At 70.2% G+C, this 18698-nt stretch carries 17 protein-coding genes and 1 pseudogene; 15 read left to right on the forward strand and 3 right to left on the reverse strand.

Annotated features, from left to right (window positions below; genetic code table 11):
- Positions 1–20: 20 nt before the first annotated feature.
- Both ACHMXE_RS16255 and ACHMXE_RS16260 read right to left on the reverse strand, forming a co-directional pair.
- Positions 21–1169, reverse strand: a complete 1149-nt coding sequence (locus ACHMXE_RS16255) for a tetratricopeptide repeat protein (protein WP_395350205.1) — start codon at positions 1167–1169, stop codon at positions 21–23.
- A gap of 158 nt (positions 1170–1327) precedes the next feature.
- A complete protein-coding gene (locus tag ACHMXE_RS16260) occupies positions 1328–2875 on the reverse strand; it encodes an amino acid permease (protein WP_209541967.1) in 1548 nt (515 codons plus the stop codon).
- 96 nt (positions 2876–2971) lie between these two features.
- Here ACHMXE_RS16260 and ACHMXE_RS16265 point away from each other — a divergent pair, with 96 nt between their 5' ends.
- The 12 genes and pseudogenes from ACHMXE_RS16265 to ACHMXE_RS16320 all read left to right on the forward strand — a co-directional run bounded on the left by ACHMXE_RS16265 (position 2972) and on the right by ACHMXE_RS16320 (position 14958).
- Positions 2972–3916, forward strand: a complete 945-nt coding sequence (locus ACHMXE_RS16265) for a LysR family transcriptional regulator (RefSeq protein ID WP_208511257.1) — start codon at positions 2972–2974, stop codon at positions 3914–3916.
- 130 nt (positions 3917–4046) lie between these two features.
- Positions 4047–4577, forward strand: a complete 531-nt coding sequence (locus tag ACHMXE_RS16270) for a hydroxyquinol 1,2-dioxygenase (protein WP_395350206.1) — start codon at positions 4047–4049, stop codon at positions 4575–4577.
- Positions 4578–4597: 20 nt separating this feature from the next.
- Positions 4598–5605 (forward strand): hydroxyquinol 1,2-dioxygenase, encoded by a 1008-nt coding sequence (locus ACHMXE_RS16275; protein ID WP_209541964.1) that lies wholly within the window; start codon positions 4598–4600, stop codon positions 5603–5605.
- Between the two features lie 158 nt (positions 5606–5763).
- Positions 5764–7228 (forward strand): annotated as a pseudogene (locus tag ACHMXE_RS16280) (aldehyde dehydrogenase family protein).
- 45 nt (positions 7229–7273) lie between these two features.
- Positions 7274–8527, forward strand: coding sequence for an ABC transporter substrate-binding protein (locus ACHMXE_RS16285; protein ID WP_395350207.1), 1254 nt, complete (start codon positions 7274–7276; stop codon positions 8525–8527).
- 5 nt (positions 8528–8532) lie between these two features.
- Positions 8533–9252: an ABC transporter ATP-binding protein gene (locus tag ACHMXE_RS16290; RefSeq protein WP_395350208.1), complete on the forward strand. Its 720-nt coding sequence runs from the start codon at positions 8533–8535 to the stop codon at positions 9250–9252.
- Positions 9253–9376: 124 nt separating this feature from the next.
- Positions 9377–10093 (forward strand): ABC transporter ATP-binding protein, encoded by a 717-nt coding sequence (locus tag ACHMXE_RS16295; protein WP_395350209.1) that lies wholly within the window; start codon positions 9377–9379, stop codon positions 10091–10093.
- Positions 10086–10949: a branched-chain amino acid ABC transporter permease gene (locus ACHMXE_RS16300; RefSeq protein ID WP_209541960.1), complete on the forward strand. Its 864-nt coding sequence runs from the start codon at positions 10086–10088 to the stop codon at positions 10947–10949. The genes ACHMXE_RS16295 and ACHMXE_RS16300 overlap by 8 nt, the downstream gene beginning before the upstream one ends.
- A gap of 5 nt (positions 10950–10954) precedes the next feature.
- Positions 10955–11968 carry a branched-chain amino acid ABC transporter permease gene (locus ACHMXE_RS16305; RefSeq protein WP_395350210.1) on the forward strand — a complete coding sequence of 338 codons (1014 nt, stop codon included), beginning with the start codon at positions 10955–10957 and terminating at the stop codon, positions 11966–11968.
- 78 nt (positions 11969–12046) lie between these two features.
- Positions 12047–13054, forward strand: a complete 1008-nt coding sequence (locus ACHMXE_RS16310) for a tripartite tricarboxylate transporter substrate binding protein (RefSeq protein ID WP_203202831.1) — start codon at positions 12047–12049, stop codon at positions 13052–13054.
- Between the two features lie 46 nt (positions 13055–13100).
- On the forward strand, positions 13101–13988 hold the full coding sequence (locus ACHMXE_RS16315) for a helix-turn-helix domain-containing protein (protein WP_395350212.1): 888 nt from the start codon (positions 13101–13103) through the stop codon (positions 13986–13988).
- A 46-nt stretch (positions 13989–14034) separates the two neighbouring features.
- Entirely contained in the window at positions 14035–14958 is a 924-nt protein-coding gene (locus ACHMXE_RS16320) for an SDR family oxidoreductase (protein ID WP_395350213.1), read from the forward strand.
- A gap of 15 nt (positions 14959–14973) precedes the next feature.
- On the opposite strand, the gene ACHMXE_RS16325 is transcribed toward ACHMXE_RS16320, so the two are convergent.
- A complete protein-coding gene (locus ACHMXE_RS16325) occupies positions 14974–15762 on the reverse strand; it encodes an IclR family transcriptional regulator C-terminal domain-containing protein (RefSeq protein WP_203202828.1) in 789 nt (262 codons plus the stop codon).
- Between the two features lie 129 nt (positions 15763–15891).
- Between ACHMXE_RS16325 and ACHMXE_RS16330 the strand changes: the two genes are divergently transcribed.
- Genes ACHMXE_RS16330 through pcaF form a run of 3 tightly spaced genes read left to right on the forward strand, consistent with a single transcriptional unit; the run spans position 15892 to position 18504 of the window.
- Positions 15892–16593 (forward strand): 3-oxoacid CoA-transferase subunit A, encoded by a 702-nt coding sequence (locus ACHMXE_RS16330; RefSeq protein ID WP_395350214.1) that lies wholly within the window; start codon positions 15892–15894, stop codon positions 16591–16593.
- A complete protein-coding gene (locus ACHMXE_RS16335; protein WP_281080903.1) occupies positions 16590–17237 on the forward strand; it encodes a 3-oxoacid CoA-transferase subunit B in 648 nt (215 codons plus the stop codon). Before ACHMXE_RS16330 ends, ACHMXE_RS16335 begins: the two co-directional genes overlap by 4 nt.
- Before the next feature lie 43 nt (positions 17238–17280).
- Positions 17281–18504, forward strand: a complete 1224-nt coding sequence (gene pcaF, locus ACHMXE_RS16340) for a 3-oxoadipyl-CoA thiolase (RefSeq protein ID WP_395350215.1) — start codon at positions 17281–17283, stop codon at positions 18502–18504.
- Positions 18505–18698: the final 194 nt, after the last annotated feature.

Here is an 18698-nt window from a genome sequence, read left to right on the forward strand (position 1 = left end):
CTGCCGGACGATGTCTGCCACTAGCCGCCGACGCTTTCCTTGCGAATGTGCCACTGGCCGCCGGAGCGCTGCAGTTCCAGCGTCTTGCGGCTGGAGATGTTGAGGTTGTCGGCACGGTAGACCTGGCGGAACTTGGCGGTGGCCGACTGGCCATTGACCTGGATCACGAGGTTCTCGAGGTTCACGCTGATGCTGGACTTGCCGACGATGCGCGCGCGGCGCTCTTCTTCCCAGCTCTTGCGGCTCTGGCCGCCGCCGGGCGTGAAGTCGCTGCCGTAGGCGGCGAGGTAGCGGTCCATGTCCTGGCCGGCCCAGGCGGCCGCCCAGCCGCGCACGGCCGATTCGACCTCTGCGTTGGCACTCGACGAAGCGGCGGGCGCGGCCGGTGCGGCGGCCGGCGTCGAAGCCTCGGGTGCCTTGGCGACCACGGCGGGGGCCGGGGCCGGAGCGGGCGCGGGTGCCTTGGCCACCGGTGCGGGCGCCGGGGCGGGCACGGGGGCCGCGGCGGGTGCCGGTGCGGGCGCGGGGGCCTTCGCGACCGGCGCGGGGGCGGGCGCAGGCGCCGCCGGTGCCGCACGCGGTGCCTCGGGCGCCGCCGCCAGCAGGGTCGGCTTGGCGCCGGGCACGGCCGGCACGAACAGCGTGCGGATCACCGCCAGCTTGGGCGCGACCGCGGTGTTGTTCTGGTCGAGCTGCAGCGCCTTGCTGTAGGCCTGGCTCGCGAGCCGCGCATAGAGGTCGCCAAGGTTTTCCTGGGCGGTGGCGTAGCTCGGATTGGTGCGGATCGCGCTCTCGAGGGCGTTGCGCGCCTTGTCGAACTGGTTCTGGCTCGCGTAGATGACCGCGAGGTTGTTGTAGGGCTCGGGCAGCTCGGGCGCGTCCTGCGTGAGCTGGGTGAAGGCGGCGATCGCCTCGGCGCGCTTGCCGGTGTCGAGCTGGATCACGCCCTTGAGGAAGCGCATCTGCGGGTCGCGTGGCTTGTCCTTGAGGAAGGCGTCGGCCTTGGTCGAGGCTTCCTCGAGCTTGCCGGCCTGCATCAGGCGGTCGACCTCCTCGTGCTCGGGCGCCGCCAGCGCGGACAGCGCCGTGGCGCCGACCGCGGCGGCCAGGAACAGGGCGCGCACGACGGGCGTCAGGCTGAAGGGAGTGCGCAGGGAGCTCTTGGGCATGGCGGACGAGGCCTCGTGAGGGAGAGGGAAGGGGATGCGCCGGGGATTGTAAGTGGGGCGGTTAACCTCCAGACACACTGCGGCGTGCCTGCAACGCCGTTCCATTCCTCGAGGCAACGGGCCGTGCCTTTTCCCACGGAAACCGGTGGAAACCCCGTTCAGGCGCCGCCGCGCTCCCGCTCCCCGGCCGCATCCGCCAGCCCATGCCCCGGCGCCGGCCGCAGCAAGGCCGGGAAATGCATGTCGCGGTAGGCCACGAAGCGGCTGCCGCGCGCCAGCCGGTAGCCCCACCACACCGCCACGAACAGCACCAGCCCGATGTAGGTCGAGAACACGCCGATCCAGTCGATGCGCCCGCCCGTGAAGGCGGCGTAGTTCTGGCCCAGCGTGACCACCAGGCACAGGCCGAAGGCGAACAGCGGCCCGTAGGGGAAGAAGGGCGAGCGGTAGGGCAGCAGCGACAGGTCCAGTCCCTGCGCCATCATTCCCTTGCGGAAGCGGTAGTGGCTCACCGCGATGCCGAGCCAGGCCACGAAGCCGGTCATGCCCGAGAGGTTCAGCAGCCACAGGTACACGCCCTGGCTTTCCGACAGCGAGGTCAAAAAGCACAGCGCGCCGACCGCGGTGGTCGCGAGCAGCGCATTGAGCGGCACGCCCGCGCGCGTGAGCCGCGCGAAGCAGCGCGGCGCGCGGCCGTCCTTCGCGAGGTTGAACAGCATCCGGGTCGAGGCGTACATGCCCGAGTTGCCGGCCGACAGCACGGCCGTGAGGATCACCGCGTTCATCACGCTGGCCGCGAAGGCCAGCCCGGCGTGGCGGAACACCAGCGTGAACGGGCTCACGCCGATGGCGTGCAGGTCGGTCTTGATCAGGTTCGGGTCGGTGTAGGGAATCAGCACGCCGATCACGCCGATCGCCAGCACGTAGAACAGCAGGATGCGCCAGAACACCTGGCGCACCGCGCGCGGGATGTTTTTCGCGGGGTTGGCCGATTCGCCGGCGGCCACGCCGATGAGTTCGGTGCCCTGGAACGAGAAGCCCGCGATCATGGCCACGCCGATCATCGCGGGCAGGCCGCCCACGAACGGCGCGTCGCCGAGCGTGAGGTTGCCGAAGCCCGCGGGCCGGTCGCCGCGCAGGATGCCGAAGATCATCAGCACGCCGACCACCACGAAGGCGATCACCGTCACCACCTTGACCAGCGCGAACCAGAACTCGGCCTCGCCGAAGCCGCGCACCGAGATCGCGTTGAGCAGGAACATCAGCCCGAGGAACAGGGCGCTCCACAGCATGGCCGGCGTGCCCGGGAACCAGTACTGCATCACCAGCTGCGCGGCCGCGAGCTCGACCGCGATGGTCACGGCCCAGTTGTACCAATAGTTCCAGCCGAGCGCGAAGCCGAAGCCCTCGTCGACGTAGAGCGCGCCGTAGGTCGCGAACGAGCCCGACACCGGCATGCAGGCCGCGAGCTCGCCGAGGCTGGTCATGAGGAAATAGACCATCGCGCCGATCAGCAGGTAGGCCGCGAGCGCGCCGCCCGGGCCGGCCTGCGACACGGTGGCGCCCGAGGCCACGAACAGGCCGGTGCCGATCGAGCCGCCGATGGCGATCATCGTCAGGTGGCGCGTGCCGAGCGCGCGGCGCAGCGTGGGTTCCTCGGCGGCGGTGCGCGAGGCGAGGGTGGGCGCGGTGGAGTCCGTTGCCATGTCGTTGTGTTCTCCCGTCTGAGGGCGGCGATCATAAGTGCGCCCTCCGCGTCGCCCCGGGGTACGGCCGCGCGGCCCGCACAGTACAGTCCCGCCATGGACCGCCTCCAGAGCATCGAAGCCTTCGTGCGCGTCGCGCAGACGCAGAGTTTTGCGGAGGCGGCGCGCCAGCTCCGGGTGGCGAACTCGGTGGTGACCACGCGCGTCAAGCAGCTCGAGGAGTTCCTCGGCGCGCCGCTGTTCCACCGCAGCACGCGCGTGGTGCGGCTCAGCGACGTGGGCCAGGCCTTCCTGCGCGACTGCGTGGAGCTCGTGGGCCGCGCCAACGACATCGTCGACCAGATGCGCGACGCGCGCGGCACCCCCTCGGGCGTGCTGCGCGTGCATGCGCTCACGGGCATGGTGCTCGGTCGCTTCGCCTCGCTGCTGCGCGAGTTCCACACCATCTATCCCGACATCCACCTCGAGCTGATCGTGAGCGACGCGGTGGTCGATCCGGTCAAGGCCGGCGTCGATTGCGCGCTGCAGATCTTCCCGGCCGCCTCCGAGGAGCTGGTGTCGCGCCCGCTGTTCCCGGTGCGCCGGCTGCTGTGCGCCACGCCCGAGTACATCGAGCGCCACGGCATGCCCGCCAACCCGCGCGAGCTGCACCGCCACAAGCTGGGCCTGTATTCGGGCTATCCCACGCGCGACCGCTGGACCTTCCACCACCAGGGCGAGCAGACCACCATCTACCTCGCGGCCGCGCTGCTGACCAACAGCGTGCACCTGCTGCGCGAGTACGCGCTCGAGCACGCGGGCATCGTCTGCCTGCCCACGCTGGTGGCGGGCGACGCGATCGCGCGCGGCGAGCTGCGCGTGGTGCTGCCCGAGCACCAGCTCTCGTCGTTCTCGCTGAGCGCCGTCTATGCGGGCACCTCGCGCAACGCGCTCAAGCTGCGGCTGTTCATCGAGCACATCGCGACCCGCTTCACGCGCGTGCCGCCCTGGGACGCCACCCTGATCGAGCGCGGAATGATCCCGGCCGAACTGATCGAGTGAGGGCGCGCGTTCCCGGGTAAACCCCAGCGATTATTCGGAGTCTGCGAATAATCCTCTTCCAATCTGGTCCCTACCGGCGGCCCCGGTTGTTTCCTAGAGTTCGGTCCAAGCCAGAACCAAGGAGACCGCCATGACCCAGACCCACCAAGTCCACGAAGGGCCCGCCTACCGCACCCGCTTCGGCTCGCTCGCCCACTACGAGAAAGGCCACGTCGAGCCGATCGCCGACGACGTGCGTCACTACGCCTTCTCCAATTGCTTCGAGATCGCGAACAACAGCCGGCCCTACGAGAAGGTGGTGTTCGGCCAGAACCAGATCTACGTGCTCGAGACCCTGCGCGCCGAGGGCCACTCGCCCTGGTTCACCTGCGCGCACGACGAGTTCGCGCTGGTGATGGACGGCGAGGTCGAGGTGCACCTGGTGCAGCTCGACGCGGCCCAGCAGGTGGCCGACCCCGAGAAGAACGGCGCCGTGCAGGTCGAGGGCGAGCCGCGCGGCCAGAAGATGGGCTGGATGAAGCTCTCGCGCGGCCACCAGGGCCTGCTGCCGAAGAACACCGCCTACCAGTTCCGCAGCGCGCGCCCCGGCGTGATCGTGCTGCAGACCTGCAAGGGCGAGCTGTCGGTCGAGAAGTGGGCCGAGATCTGCCAGTCGCATTGAACGAACGAGGAGCACACGCCATGAACGCACCCGCAGAACTCGCCCGAGTCATCGCCTCGCAACCCGACGCCACGCTCGGCTACAAGGACTTCTCGCTCGGCAGCTTCCGCTTCCGCCGCGACGAGTATTTCGTCCACATCGGCTGGCAGACCCGCGACGGCCGCCCGATGAGCCACACCATGGATGCCGGCAACTACCTGCGCGCGCTGATGCGCGACGTGGCCTGGGGCTTCTTCTACGGCTGGGTCAACTTCGATAGCGTGTTCGGCACCGTCAACCACTACGACTCGGTCGACCTCTATGCCGGCAGCTTCAACGGCACCATGAAGGACGCGGGCATCGACCTGCTCGAGAACTTCCCGAGCGCCCAGATCCGCGCCACCTTCGAGGCCATGCTCGACGACTGGACCAACGAGAGCTTCGATCCCTTCGCCGCGCCGCAGGAAACCGGCTCGCCCTACGGCCGCAAGAACGGCAACAACACGGCCAAGATCACGCGGGCGCGCGAACTCGCCACGCGCTGCGTGGGTTTGAAGGGCGACCTCGACCTGCGCAGCGACGCGCGCGGCGCGCCGGTCAACCGCGCCTTCGCCGACGTGCCGCAGGACCAGCCCGAACTGCATCCCGAGCCCGGCTTCGAGAACGAGGTGCATGCCTTCAATCTGTTCGGCTTCCTGAGCCGCTCGCAGGTGACCTGGAACCCGAGCTTCACCTCGGTGGTGAAGCACAGCTACATGTGCCCGACGACCGAGGAGCACATCCTGCCGATCATCCACGGCAACGACCGCGTCGAGTGGTTCTTCCAGATGACCGACGAGATCCACTGGGACTGCGGCGACAAGAACACCGGCAAGCCGATGGCGCGCGTGATCATGAAGGCCGGCGACATGGCCGCCATGCCCGCCTACTGCCGCCACCAGGGCTTCAGCCCCAAGCGCTCGATGCTGCTGGTGTGGGAGAACGGCTCGCCGAGCCTGGTGTACGAGATCCAGAAGGGCGAGTCGCCAGAGATTCCCGTGCAGTTCTGAATGGCTCCCTCTCCCGCGCGCGGGAGAGGGTTGGGGTGAGGGCGGCCGACGCGCCACGAACCTCCCCCTCACCCCCGCCCTCTCCCCAAGGGGAGAGGGAGCAAGGCAACAACATGAAGCCCAACGACATTGCCGGCGCGGCAGGCCTGCGCACGTCCATCCGCCACCAACTCTTCATCGACGGCCGCTTCGTCGACGCCGAATCCGGCGAGACCCTCGCCACCCTGAACCCGCACGACAACACGCCCATCGTCGATGTCGCGCTCGCGGGCAAGGCCGACGTCGACAAGGCCGTCGCCGCCGCGAAGCGCGCGTTCCCGGCATGGAGCCGCATGGCCGCCGCCGACCGCGGCCGCATCCTGCTCAGGCTCGCCGACCTGATCGAGGCCAACGCCGAGGAACTCGCGCGCCTCGAATCGCTGGACACCGGCCACCCGATCCGCGATTCGCGCCGCCTCGACGTGCCGCGCACCGCCGCGTGCTTCCGCTACTTCGGCGGCATGGCCGACAAGTTCCAGGGCGAGACCATTCCGGTGGAAGAGGGCTTCCTCAACTACACGCTGCGCGAGCCCGTGGGCATCGTCGGCCAGGTGGTGCCGTGGAACTTCCCGCTGATGTTCACGAGCTGGAAGATGGCGCCCGCGCTCGCGGCCGGCAACTGCATCGTGATGAAGCCGGCCGAGATCACGCCGCTGAGTTCGCTGCGCATCGCCGAGCTGATGGCCGAGGCGGGCCTGCCGCCCGGCGTGGTCAACATGCTGCCGGGCCTGGGCAGCGTGGCGGGCCAGTACATCGCCGAGCATCCCGAGATCGCGAAGATCGCCTTCACGGGCAGCACCGCGACGGGCCGGCGCATCGTGCAGGCCAGCGCGGGCAACCTCAAGAAGGTGCAGCTCGAGCTCGGCGGCAAGGGGCCCGAACATCGTGTTCGAGGACGCGAACCTGCAGGCCGCCGTCAACGGCAGCGCCTGGGCCATCTTCCACAACCAGGGGCAGGCCTGCATCGCGGGCTCGCGGCTGATGCTGCACGAGCGGATCGCCGACGAATTCCTCGCGCAGTTCGTTCCGCTCGCCAAGTCGATCCGCCTCGGCAACCCGCTCGACGAGAACACCGAGATGGGCCCGCTGACCAGCGCCCAGCACCGCGAGCGCGTGCTGAGTTACGTCGACGTGGCGCGAGGCGAGGGCGGCGAGCTGCTCGCGGGCGGCCGGTCGCCGGGCGGCGATCTCGCCAAGGGCTGCTATGTCGAGCCCACCGTGATGCGCGCGAAGTCGTACCGCGACCGCGTCGCGCAGGAAGAGGTCTTCGGCCCCTTCGTCACCGTGCTGACCTTCAAGGACGACGAGGAGGCGATGCGCATCGCCAACGGCACCGACTACGGCCTGGGATCGGGCCTGTGGACCAAGGACCTGCAGCGCGCCCACAAGGTGGCGCGCGAGCTGCACGCCGGCATGGTCTGGATCAACAGCTACAAGCGCGTGAACCCCGGCTCGCCCTTCGGCGGCGTGGGCCAGAGCGGCTATGGCCGCGAGATGGGATTCGACGCGATGCGCGAGTACACGCAGGTCAAGAGCGTGTGGGTCAACGTCGACGCGCGGATACCGCCGCACTTCGCGCGCTGAGTTTCGGCAGAGCGGCATCCGCAGACACAAGAACAGGAGACAGCCATGACATTCAATCGCAGGCAATTCACCCAGGCCACCGCGGCGCTCGTCGCCGCGGGCGCGACACCGCTGGCGTTCGCGGCCGACACGCTCAAGATCGGCTATGTGTCGCCGCAGACCGGCCCGCTCGCGCCCTTCGGCGAGGCCGACAAGTGGGTCATCGACCAGATGAAGGCCGCCTTCAAGGACGGCATCGCGGTCGGCGGCCGCAAGTACGCGGTGCAGATCGTGCTCAAGGACAGCCAGTCGAACCCGAACCGCGCGGGCGAGGTCGCGAACGACCTGATCCTCAAGGACAAGGTGGCGCTGGTGCTCACGGCCGGCACGCCCGAGACCGCGAACCCGGTCAGCGATGCCTGCGAGCTCAACGAGGTGCCCTGCATCTCGAGCGTGGTGCCGTGGCAGCCCTGGTTCTTCGGCCGCAAGGGCGATCCGGCCAAGGGCTTCGACTGGACCTACCACCTGTTCTGGGGCCTCGAGGACGTCATCGCCAACTTCACCAGCGGCTGGAAGACGCTGGCCACCAACAAGAAGGTGGGCGGCCTGTTCCCGAACGACGGCGACGGCAACGCCTGGGGCGACAAGGAGCTGGGCTTTCCGAAGCCGCTCGCGCAGATGGGCTTCACGCTCACCGACCCGGGCCGCTTCCAGAACGGCACGCAGGACTTCAGCGCGCAGATCGCGGCCTTCAAGAAGGAGGGCGTGGAGATCGTCACCGGCGTGGTGATCCCGCCCGATGCCAAGACCTTCCTCACGCAGGCGCGGCAGCAGGGCTTCAGGCCGAAGGCGATCACGCTTGGCAAGGCGCTGCTGTTCCCGGGCGCGATCGAAGCGCTGGGCGAACTCGGCGACGGCCTCTCGACCGAGGTCTGGTGGAGTCCCTCGCATCCCTTCGCATCGAGCCTCACGAAGCAGAGCGCGAAGGCGCTGGCCGAGGCCTACGAGGCCGGCACGAAGAAGCAGTGGACGCAGCCGATCGGCTTCGCGCATGCGCTGTTCGAGGTGGCGGCCAACGCGCTGGGCCGCGCGAAGTCGCTGAAGGCCGCCGACGTGCGCGATGCCGTGGCCGCGACCTCGATCCAGTCGGTGGTCGGCCCGGTCAAGTGGGGCGGCCAGGGGCCGTTCAGGAACGTCAGCAAGACGCCGCTGGTGCTCGGCCAGTGGGGCAAGGGAACGAAGTACAAGGTGGAGCTCACCCTCGTGAACAACGAGGCCGCGCCGGCCATTCCCACCGGCGGCAAGCTGCGCGCGCTCTGACCGCCATGGCGCTGCTGGCACTGCATGGCGTGAGCAAGTTCTACGGCGCGCTCAAGGTCACCGACGGCATCACGCTCGCGGTGGCCGAGGGCGAGACCTTGGGCATCCTCGGCCCCAACGGCGCGGGCAAGACCACGCTGTTCAACCTGATCTCGGGCGACGTGCGCGCCGACGCGGGCCGGGTCGACTATGCGGGCCGCGACGTGACGCGGCTGCGTCCGCACCAGCGCTGCCGCGCCGGCATCGGCCGCAGCTACCAGGTGCCGCAGCCCTTCGGGAACATGAGCGTGTTCGAGAACCTCGTGACCGCGGCCTGCTTCGGCGGGCAGCAGACCGAGCGCGAGGCCTGGCGCACCGCGCACGAGGTGCTGGCGCAGACCGGGCTGATGGCGCAGGCCAATGCGCCGGCCGGCGGGCTGCGACTGCTCGACCGCAAGCGGCTCGAGCTCGCGCGCGCGCTCGCGACCAAGCCGCGGCTGCTGCTGCTCGACGAGATCGCGGGCGGGCTCACCGAGCCCGAGGCCGCGGTGCTGGTGGGTGAGCTGCGGCGCATCAAGGCGCGCGGCGTGACCATGATCTGGATCGAGCACGTGGTGCATGCGGTGCTGTCGCTGGCCGACCGGCTGTTCGTCATCAACTTCGGGCAGAAGCTGGCCGAGGGCGAACCGCGCGCGGTGATGAACGATCCGGAGGTGCGGCGCGTGTACATGGGGATGGAAGCATGAGCGCGCACCGCCTGGCTCCTTCCCCCTCTGGGGGAGGGCTGGGATGGGGGCACGACAGCGCCACCATTCCAACGCCGCCTGCCCCCACCCCGACCCTCCCCCAGAGGGGGAGGGAGCAAAGACCATGACCGCCTTGCTCACCACCCACGGCCTGCAGGCCTTCTACGGCGACGCCCAGGCCCTGTTCGGCATCGACTTCGCGCTCGCCGCCGGCGAACTGGTCGCGATCATCGGCGCCAACGGCGCGGGCAAGTCGACCTTCCTCAAGAGCCTCACGGGCCTGGTGCGCGCGCCGCGCGAGGCGATCCGTTTCAGGGGCGAGGCCATCGGCGGCCTGCCGCCTAGCGAGATCGTGCGGCGCGGCCTCGCGCTGGTGCCCGAGGGCCGCCGGCTGTTCCCCAGCCTCAGCGTGGAAGAGAACCTGCTGATGGGCGCCACCGCGGGGCGCCCGGGCCCGTGGAACCTGCAGCGTCTCTACGGCCTGTTCCCCATCCTGGCCGAGAAGCGCCGCCAGCCCGGCACCTCGCTGTCGGGCGGCCAGCAGCAGATGGTGGCGCTGGGCCGCGCGCTCATGAGCAATCCCGACGTGCTGCTGTGCGACGAACTCTCGCTGGGCCTCGCGCCGGTCGTCATCCGCGAGATCTACGCGGCCATGCCCGGCATCACGGCCGAGGGCATGACGGTGGTGATCGTCGAACAGGACGTGACGATGGCGCGCCAGGTCTCGCGGCGTGTCTACTGCTTCCAGGAAGGCCGCGTGTCGCTCGAGGGCCTGTCGGCCGATCTCACGCGCGAGCAGATCGCGCAGGCCTATTTCGGCATCGAGGCCGCCCATGCTTGAGACCCTGCTCCAGGGCGTGCTGCTCGGCGGCCTCTACACGCTGTTCGCGCTCGGCCAGTCGCTGATGTTCGGCGTCATGCGGCTCACCAACACGGCGCAGGGCGACTTCATCATCCTCGGCGCCTTCGCGGTGATCGCGGGCGTGTCGCTGGCCGGCGATGCGGCGCCGTGGCTGGTCGCGCTCGCGGTGCTGCCGGTGGCCTTCGGCTTCGGCTACGCGCTGCAGCGCTGGGTGCTCAACGGCACGCTGGGCAAGGACCCGCTGCCCTCGCTGGTCGTCACCTTCGGCCTGTCGATCGTGATCCAGAACCTGCTGCTCGAGCTGTTCTCGGCCGATCCGCGCGCCATCGAGACCGGCGGCCTCGGCACGCGCGGCCTGGCGCTCGGCGAATCGCTGTCGCTCGGCGTGCTGCCGCTGATCGTGCTGGCCGTGGCGCTCGTGGCCACCGGCGCGCTGCAATGGCTGTTCGCGCACACCGCGCTGGGCCGGTCGTTCCGCGCCGTGTCGGACGACCGCGAGATCGCCGAGCTCATGGGGCTCGATGCGAAGAAGGTCTATGCCTTCGCGACCGCCATCGCCTTCGTGCTGATCGCGCTGGCAGGCGCGCTGCAGGGCATGCGCACCACGGTGTCGCCGTCGGACGGCCCGCTGCTGCTGCTGTTCGCCTTCGAGGCCGTGATCATCGGCGGCATGGGCTCGTTCTGGGGCACGCTGGCCGGCGCCATGATCCTCGGCATCGCGCAGCAGGTGGGCTTCCGCCTCGATCCGGGCTGGGGCATCTGGTTCGGGCACATCGTGTTCCTCGCGGTGCTCGTGTTCCGGCCGCAGGGCCTTTTTCCCAAGACGCGCGGATGACGCCGATGACGACTCCCGCCACCCCTTCCTTCGTCGCGGTCGAGCGCGCCACCGCCGCCAGCCGCGGCGCGCTCGCCGTCGGCATCGCGCTGGTCCTCGTCGCCGCCAGCCTGCCCTTGTGGGGCGAGTCGAGCTGGATGCGCGAGTTCGTCGAGATCGCTTGCTACTTCATCTTCGCGATGATGTGGAACCTGCTCGCGGGCTATGGCGGCATGGTCAGCATCGGGCAGCAGGCCTTCTTCGGCTTCGGCGGCTACGCGATGCTGGTGCTCGGCAACTTCGCGGGGCTCAACCCCTTCGTCGCGATTCCGCTCGGCGCGCTGGCCGCGGGGCTGGTCGCGATTCCGGTCTCGTTCATCGCGTTCCGGCTCTCGGGCGGCTACTTCGCGATCGGCACCTGGGTCATCGCCGAGGTGTTCCGCCTGAGCTTCGCCAACGTGTCGGCGGTGGGCGGCGGCTCGGGCACCACGCTGACGGCGCTGCGCGGCATCGACAAGGCCACGCGCGAGAGCGTCACCTACTGGATGGCGCTGGGCTGCGTGGTGGCGGCGGTGGCGCTGGTCTACCTGTTCCTGCGCAGCAAGCGCGGCCTGGCGCTGCTGGCGATCCGCGACAACGAGGTGGCGGCCGAGTCGCAGGGCGTCCCGGTGGCGCGCATGAAGCTCGCGGTGTACGGCGTCGCGGCCTTCGGCGCGGGGCTCGCGGGGGCGCTGTACTTCGTCGGCAACCTGCGCATCAGCCCCGACGCGGCCTTCAGCGTCAACTGGAGCGCGTTCGCGATCTTCATGGTGGTGATCGGCGGCATCGGCCGCATCGAAGGGCCGCTGGTCGGCGCGCTCGTCTTCTGGGCGCTCAACAAGTTCCTCAGCGACTACGGCACCTGGTACCTGCTGGGGCTCGGGCTGCTCGCGATCGTGACCACGCTGTTCTTCAAGCAGGGGCTGTGGGGTTTCGCGCAGCAGCGCTGGGGCTGGTCGCTGTTTCCCACGCAGCGCAGGCTGGTCGCCGGCAAGCCGTGATTTCGCGCTGCGATGCAGCATTCTTGTAACGATCTGTTTACAATTAGGGCTCCGCCGCTTCCACCCGGAGTTCCTCCCGTGACGATCACCAAACGCCGCCTGCTCGAGGGCGGCGCCGCCGCGCTGGCCGCCTCGCTGCTTCCCCCGTTCGCCCTGGCCCAGGACAAGCCGCGCGCCGGCGAAGCCGCCTGGCCCACCAAGCCCGTGAAACTGCTGGTCGGCTTCCCGACCGGCGCCTCGCCCGACCTGCTGGCGCGCGCCATCGCCGAGCCGCTCGCCAAGATCCTGCGCCAGCCCGTGCTGGTCGAGAACAAGCCCGGCGAGAGCGGCAACATCGTGGCCGACCAGGTCGCCAAGGCCACCGACGACCACACCATCGGCGCGCTGATCAACGGCAACCTCACGATCGCGAAGCTGCTCAATCCCAAGATCTCCTTCGATCCCGAGAAGGACTTCGCGCCGGTCGGCATGGTCGGCACCGCGCCGCTGGTGCTGGCCGTGTCGGGCAATGCCACCGGCAAGACCGCGGCCGACCACCTGCTGTGGGTGCGCAACCTCGGCAGCGGCGGCAAGTACGGCACGCCAGGCGTGGGCACGGTGGGCCACCTGGGCATGGAACTGCTCAAGAGCCGCTCGGCCATCACCGCGCAGCACAAGCCCTACACCGGCAATCCGCAGGTGATCGCGGGCCTGCTCGCGGGCGAGATCCAGCTCGCGCTGCTGCCGCCCGCGCTCGCGATGCCGCACGTGCGTTCGGGCAAGCTCAAGGCCATCGGCGTGACCTCGCCCGAGCGCAGCCCGCTGGTGCCCGATCTGCCGACCATCCGCGATGCCGACGTGCGCGGCGCCGACCTCGAGATCTGGACCGCGCTGGCCGCGCCCGCGGGCATGAACAAGGCCGCGCTGGCCAGGCTCAATGCCGCGCTGGTCGAGGTCATCAGCACGGACGAGGTGCGCGAGGCGCTGCTCAAGACCGGCTGGCAGGCCCAGCCCGGTTCGCCCGACGCGCTGGCGCGCCGCATGCGCGCCGACACCGCGCGGCTGGGCGGCGTGATCCTGATGAAGGGCATCCACGCCGAGGGTTGAGCGTCGCCTGTGGCATGCTGGCCGGCCCGATACCGGACCGACCGGCATGAGCGAGCGCCTTTTCCTCCATCTCGACGACGGCCCCGTGCTGGGGCCGCCGATGGACGCGCCCGGTAGCGCGGTGCGTTCCTTCGCCGCCAGCGCACCGCTGCGCCCGCATGTCGCCCACATCCTCGTGTACCGCGAGCGCTTCGCCGAGGGCGAGGAGGTGCTCGAGCGCGTGCTGCCCGACGGTGCCGCGCGGCTGGTCTTCAACCTCGGCGACGCGCCCTCGGCCAACGGCGCCGAGGGGCTGGCCGTCGAGGCCATCGGCGCCTCGGCCGAGGCCGTGCTGGTGCGGCTGCGCAAGCGCATGGAAGGCCTGTCGATCACCCTGCGGCCCGGCGCCGCGGCCCTGCTGCTCGGCCTGCCCGCGGGCGAACTCGCGGGCCGCGTGCTGCACCTCGACGAACTCTGGCGCGGCGCCGGCGCGCAGCTGCTCGAGCGCATGGCCGAGGCACCCGATGACGCCGCGCGCGTCGCGCTGCTCGATGCCGCGCTGTGCCGCCGCCTCGCCGAGGCCGACGGCCGCGCGCAGTCAAGGCTGGGCCTGCATCCGGGCGCGCTGCAGGCCGCGCAGCTGATCGCGGCCTCGGCCGGCCGGCGTCCGCTGCGCGAGGTGGCCGAGGCGGTCGGCCTGGGCGAGCGCCGGCTGCAGCAGCTGTTCCATGCGCAGGTCGGCCTCTCGCCGCGCGCCTGGCGCCGGCTCGCGCGCATGCATGGCTGCCTGCGCGCGCTGCGTGCCACGCCGATGCCGGCCTGGGCCGAGGTGGCGGTCGACAGCGGCTTCTACGACCAGTCGCACATGGCCAACGAGTTCCGCGCGCTGTGCGGCGTCACGCCCACCGAGTTCCTGGGCCGCGCGATTGCGGGTTCTTCCAAGACGCCCGCCTGAGGCGGCGCTACCTTCGGCGCTTCTTTCCTTTTCAGCGGGCCGAACGATGAACGACCAGCCGAATGCATTGCCCTCCCTGCAAGGCCGCGTGGCCGTGGTCACGGGCGCGAGCCGCGGCGCGGGGCGCGGCATCGCGCTCGAACTCGGCGCGGCCGGCGCCACCGTCTACGTCACGGGCCGCAGCACACGCGCGCAGCCCGCCGACAGCTACGGCCAGATCCTCGCGCTGTCGGGCCTGCAGCGCGTGCCCGGCAGCATCGAGGACACGGCCGAGGAGGTCACGCGCCTGGGCGGGCAGGGCGTGGCCGTGCGCTGCGACCACACCGACGAAGCGCAGGTACGCGAGCTGTTCGCGCGCGTCGAGCGCGAGGCCGGCCGGCTCGACCTGCTGGTCAACAACGCCTGGGGCGGCCACGAGAGCTTCAACGGCGTGTTCGAGGCGCCGTTCTGGGAGCATCCGCTGTCGAACTGGGAGGCCATGTTCGACCGCGGCGTGCGCAACCATCTCGTGGCCAGCCGCTGCGCCGCGCCGCTGCTGGTGCGCCAGGGCCATGGCCTGATCGCCACCACCACCTTCTGGGACCGCGACCGCTACCTGCGCGGCAGCCTGTTCTACGACCTCGCCAAGGCCGCGATGACGCGGCTGGCCTTCGGCATGGCGCAGGACCTGCGCGCGCACGGCGTGGCCTCGGTGGCGGTGTCGCCGGGCTGGATGCGCACCGAGTTCGTGCTGGCCGGCCACCAGACCGACGAGGCGCACTGGCACGAGCGGCCCGCGCTCGCGCGCACCGAATCGCCGCGCTACATCGGGCGCGCCATCGTGGCGCTGGCCGGCGACGCGAACGTGATGCACAAGACCGGCCGCGCGCTGCGCGTGGGCGACCTGGCGCGCGAGTACGGCTTCACCGACATCGACGGGCGGCAGGTCGCGCCCTTCGAGATGGAGGATGGGGAGGACGGCGGCGCCTGAGAGCGCAGCGCCGGCTCACAGCAGGCTCGAGATCCGCTGCGCCGCCTCGCGCAGCGCGGGCAGCATGCTGTCCTGCATCACCTTCGCGCTGGTGCGGTTGGCCTGGCCGCTGATGTTGAGCGCGGCCACCATGCGGCCCGCGCGGTCGACGATCGGCGCGGCCACCGAGATCAGGCCTTCTTCCAGCTCCTGGTTCACCAGGCACCACTGCTGGCGCCGCGCCTGCGCCACCTTGGCCAGCAGCGCGTCGATGTCGGTCACCGTGTGCTTGGTCAGCGGCTCGATTGCCGAGGCCTCGAGCCGCGCGCGCACCTCCTCGTCGGGTAGGTCGGCCAGCAGCAGCCGGCCCAGCGAGGTGCAGTAGGCCGGCAGCCGCGAGCCCACGCCGAGGCTGATGCGCATGATCTTCTGCGTCGGCACGCGCAGCACGTAGACGATGTCGGTGGCGTCGAGCACCGCGGCCGAGCACGACTCCTGCACCTGCTGCACCAGCGCCTCCATCACGGGCTCGGCGCGGTTCCAGATCGGCATCGACGACAGGTAGGCGAAGCCCAGGTCGAGGATGCGCGGCGTGAGCGTGAACAGCTTGCCGTCGCTGACCACGTAGCCCAGCGTCTGCAGCGTGAGCAGGATGCGGCGCGCGCCCGCGCGCGTGAGGCCGCTGGCGGCCGCTACCTCGCTGAGCGTCTGGTGCGGCGCGCTCGCGCTGAACGAACGGATCACCTGCAGGCCGCGCGCGAAGGACTGCACGTAGCTGTCGCCGGGGGCGGGCGTCTCGGGGGGCGCAAGGGGGCGGGTTGCCATGGGTATCGATCCTCTCTAGAATTCATTATACGAACAGATGTTCGATATACGAACAAAATAGATTTCCCAAAGACGCGCAGCGACAACCGTCTTCCCGCCTCTGCACCATCCTTCTTCGGAGACAGATCCATGATCGACAAGATCGCGCCCTCCATCGCCGACGCCCTCGCGGGCGTGGCCGACGGCGCCACCGTTCTCATCGGCGGCTTCGGCACCGCCGGCATTCCCGGCGAACTCATCGACGGCCTCATCGAGCAGGGCGCGCGCGACCTGACGGTGGTCAACAACAACGCCGGCAACGGCGACACCGGCCTCGCCGCGCTGCTCAAGGCCGGCCGCGTGCGCAAGATCATCTGCAGCTTCCCGCGCCAGGCCGACAGCCACGTCTTCGATGCGCTGTACCGCAGCGGCAAGCTCGAGCTCGAGCTGGTGCCGCAGGGCAACCTGGCCGAGCGCATCCGCGCGGCCGGTGCCGGCATCGGCGCCTTCTTCTGCCCCACGGGCTACGGCACCGAGCTCGCGGGCAACCGCGAAACCCGCGAGATCGATGGCAAGCAGTACGTGCTCGAGTACCCGATCCACGGCGACGTGGCGCTGATCAAGGCCGAGCGCGGCGACCGCTGGGGCAACCTGGTCTACCGCAAGGCCGCGCGCAACTTCGGCCCGGTGATGGCCATGGCCGCGAAGAAGACCGTCGCCACGGTGCACGACATCGCCGAGCTCGGCACCATGGACCCCGAAACCATCGTCACCCCCGGCATCTTCGTGCACAAGGTGGTGCGCATCGAGCGCGTCGCCACGCAGGCCGGCGGCTTCAAGAAGGAGGCATGACCATGAGCTACACCCGTCGCACCAAGGACCAGCTGGCCGCCCGCGTGGCGCAGGACATCTTCGACGGCGCCGTCGTCAACCTCGGCATCGGCCAGCCCACGCTGGTGGCCAACCACCTGCCGGCCGGCCGTGAGGTCATCCTGCACAGCGAGAACGGCATCCTCGGCATGGGCCCCGCGCCCGAGGCCGGCGAGGAGGACTACGACCTGATCAACGCCGGCAAGCAGCCGGTGACGCTGCTGCCCGGCGGCGCCTTCTTCCACCATGCCGACAGCTTCGCGATGATGCGCGGCGGCCACCTCGACATCTGCGTGCTCGGCGCCTTCCAGGTCTCGGCCACCGGCGACCTCGCGAACTGGAGCACCGGCGAGGCCGGCGCCATTCCCGCGGTGGGCGGCGCGATGGACCTCGCGATCGGCGCCAAGCAGACCTGGGTCATGATGGACCTGCTGACCAAGAAGGGCGAGAGCAAGATCGTCGAGACCTGCAGCTACCCGCTGACCGGCATCGGCTGCGTGAAGCGCGTGTACTCCGACCTCGCCACGCTCGAATGCACGCCGCAGGGCCTGAAGCTGGTCGACAAGGTCGACGGGCTCGAGCATGCGGAGCTCGAGAAGCTCGTGGGTCTGCCGATCGCCGCCTGACGCGGACAGCCACATCGTTCTTCACTTTCCGAGAGACAACACCATGACCAACCAAGCCTTCATCTGCGACGCCGTGCGCACACCCTTCGGCCGCTACGGCGGCGCGCTCTCGAGCGTGCGCACCGACGACCTCGGCGCGGTGCCGCTCAGGGCGCTGATCGAGCGCAACAAGAACGTCGACTGGCAGGCCGTGACCGACGTGCTGTACGGCTGCGCCAACCAGGCCGGCGAGGACAACCGCAACGTCGCGCGCATGGCCTCGCTGCTGGCCGGCCTGCCGATCGAGGTGCCGGGCGCCACCATCAACCGCCTGTGCGGCTCGGGCCTCGATGCCGTGGGCAGCGCGGCGCGCGCCATCCGCGCCGGCGAGGCCGGCCTGATGATCGCGGGCGGCGTCGAGAGCATGAGCCGCGCGCCTTTCGTGATGCCCAAGGCCGAGAGCGCCTTCAGCCGCAACAACGCGGTCTACGACACCACCATCGGCTGGCGCTTCGTCAACAAGCTCATGAAGGCGCAGTACGGCGTCGACTCGATGCCCGAGACGGCCGAGAACGTGGCCACCGACTACAAGATCGAGCGCGAGGCGCAGGACCGGATGGCGCTGAACTCGCAGCTGCGCGCCGTGGCCGCGCAGAAGGCCGGCTTCTTCGACGCCGAGATCGTGCCGGTGAGCGTGCCGCAGAAGAAGGGCGATGCGATCGTCGTGAACAAGGACGAGCATCCGCGCGAGACCAGCCTCGAAGCGCTGGCCAAGCTCAAGGGCGTGGTGCGGCCCGACGGCACCGTGACCGCCGGCAATGCCAGCGGCGTGAACGACGGCGCCTGCGCGCTGCTGCTGGCCGACGAGGCCAGCGCCGCCAAGCACGGCCTCACGCCGCGCGCGCGCATCGTGGGCATGGCCACCGCCGGTGTCGCGCCGCGCATCATGGGCATCGGCCCGGCGCCCGCCACGCAGAAGGTGCTGGCGCTCACCGGCCTCACGCTCGACCAGATCGACGTGATCGAGCTCAACGAGGCCTTCGCCGCGCAGGGCCTCGCGGTGCTGCGCCTGCTGGGCCTGAAAGACGACGACGCGCGCGTCAACGTCAACGGCGGCGCGATCGCGCTGGGCCATCCGCTCGGTGCCAGCGGCGCGCGCCTCGCGACGACCGCGGTCAACCAGCTGCACAAGAGCGGCGGCCGCTATGCGCTGTGCACCATGTGCATCGGCGTCGGCCAGGGCATCGCGCTGATCCTGAGAGCGCGTCTGATCCCGCGTCCGACCTGAACCCTACCCCCGTCGATCGATCGGCCACACCCGACAACAACCGCGCGATCGATCGACTTGACGCCATCGGCAGCCGCACCCGCGGCCCGATGGTTTTTTTTTGGCCGGGGCGCATGGGCGCGCCCGGGAAGGGCCGGCGCTGTTGAACCAAAGGCTTCGTCGCAGCCGACACCTCCCGTTTCATGGATGTCATT

The sequence above is a fragment of the Variovorax sp. UC122_21 genome, from assembly GCF_044056785.1.
Classification (GTDB): Bacteria; Pseudomonadota; Gammaproteobacteria; order Burkholderiales; family Burkholderiaceae_C; genus Variovorax.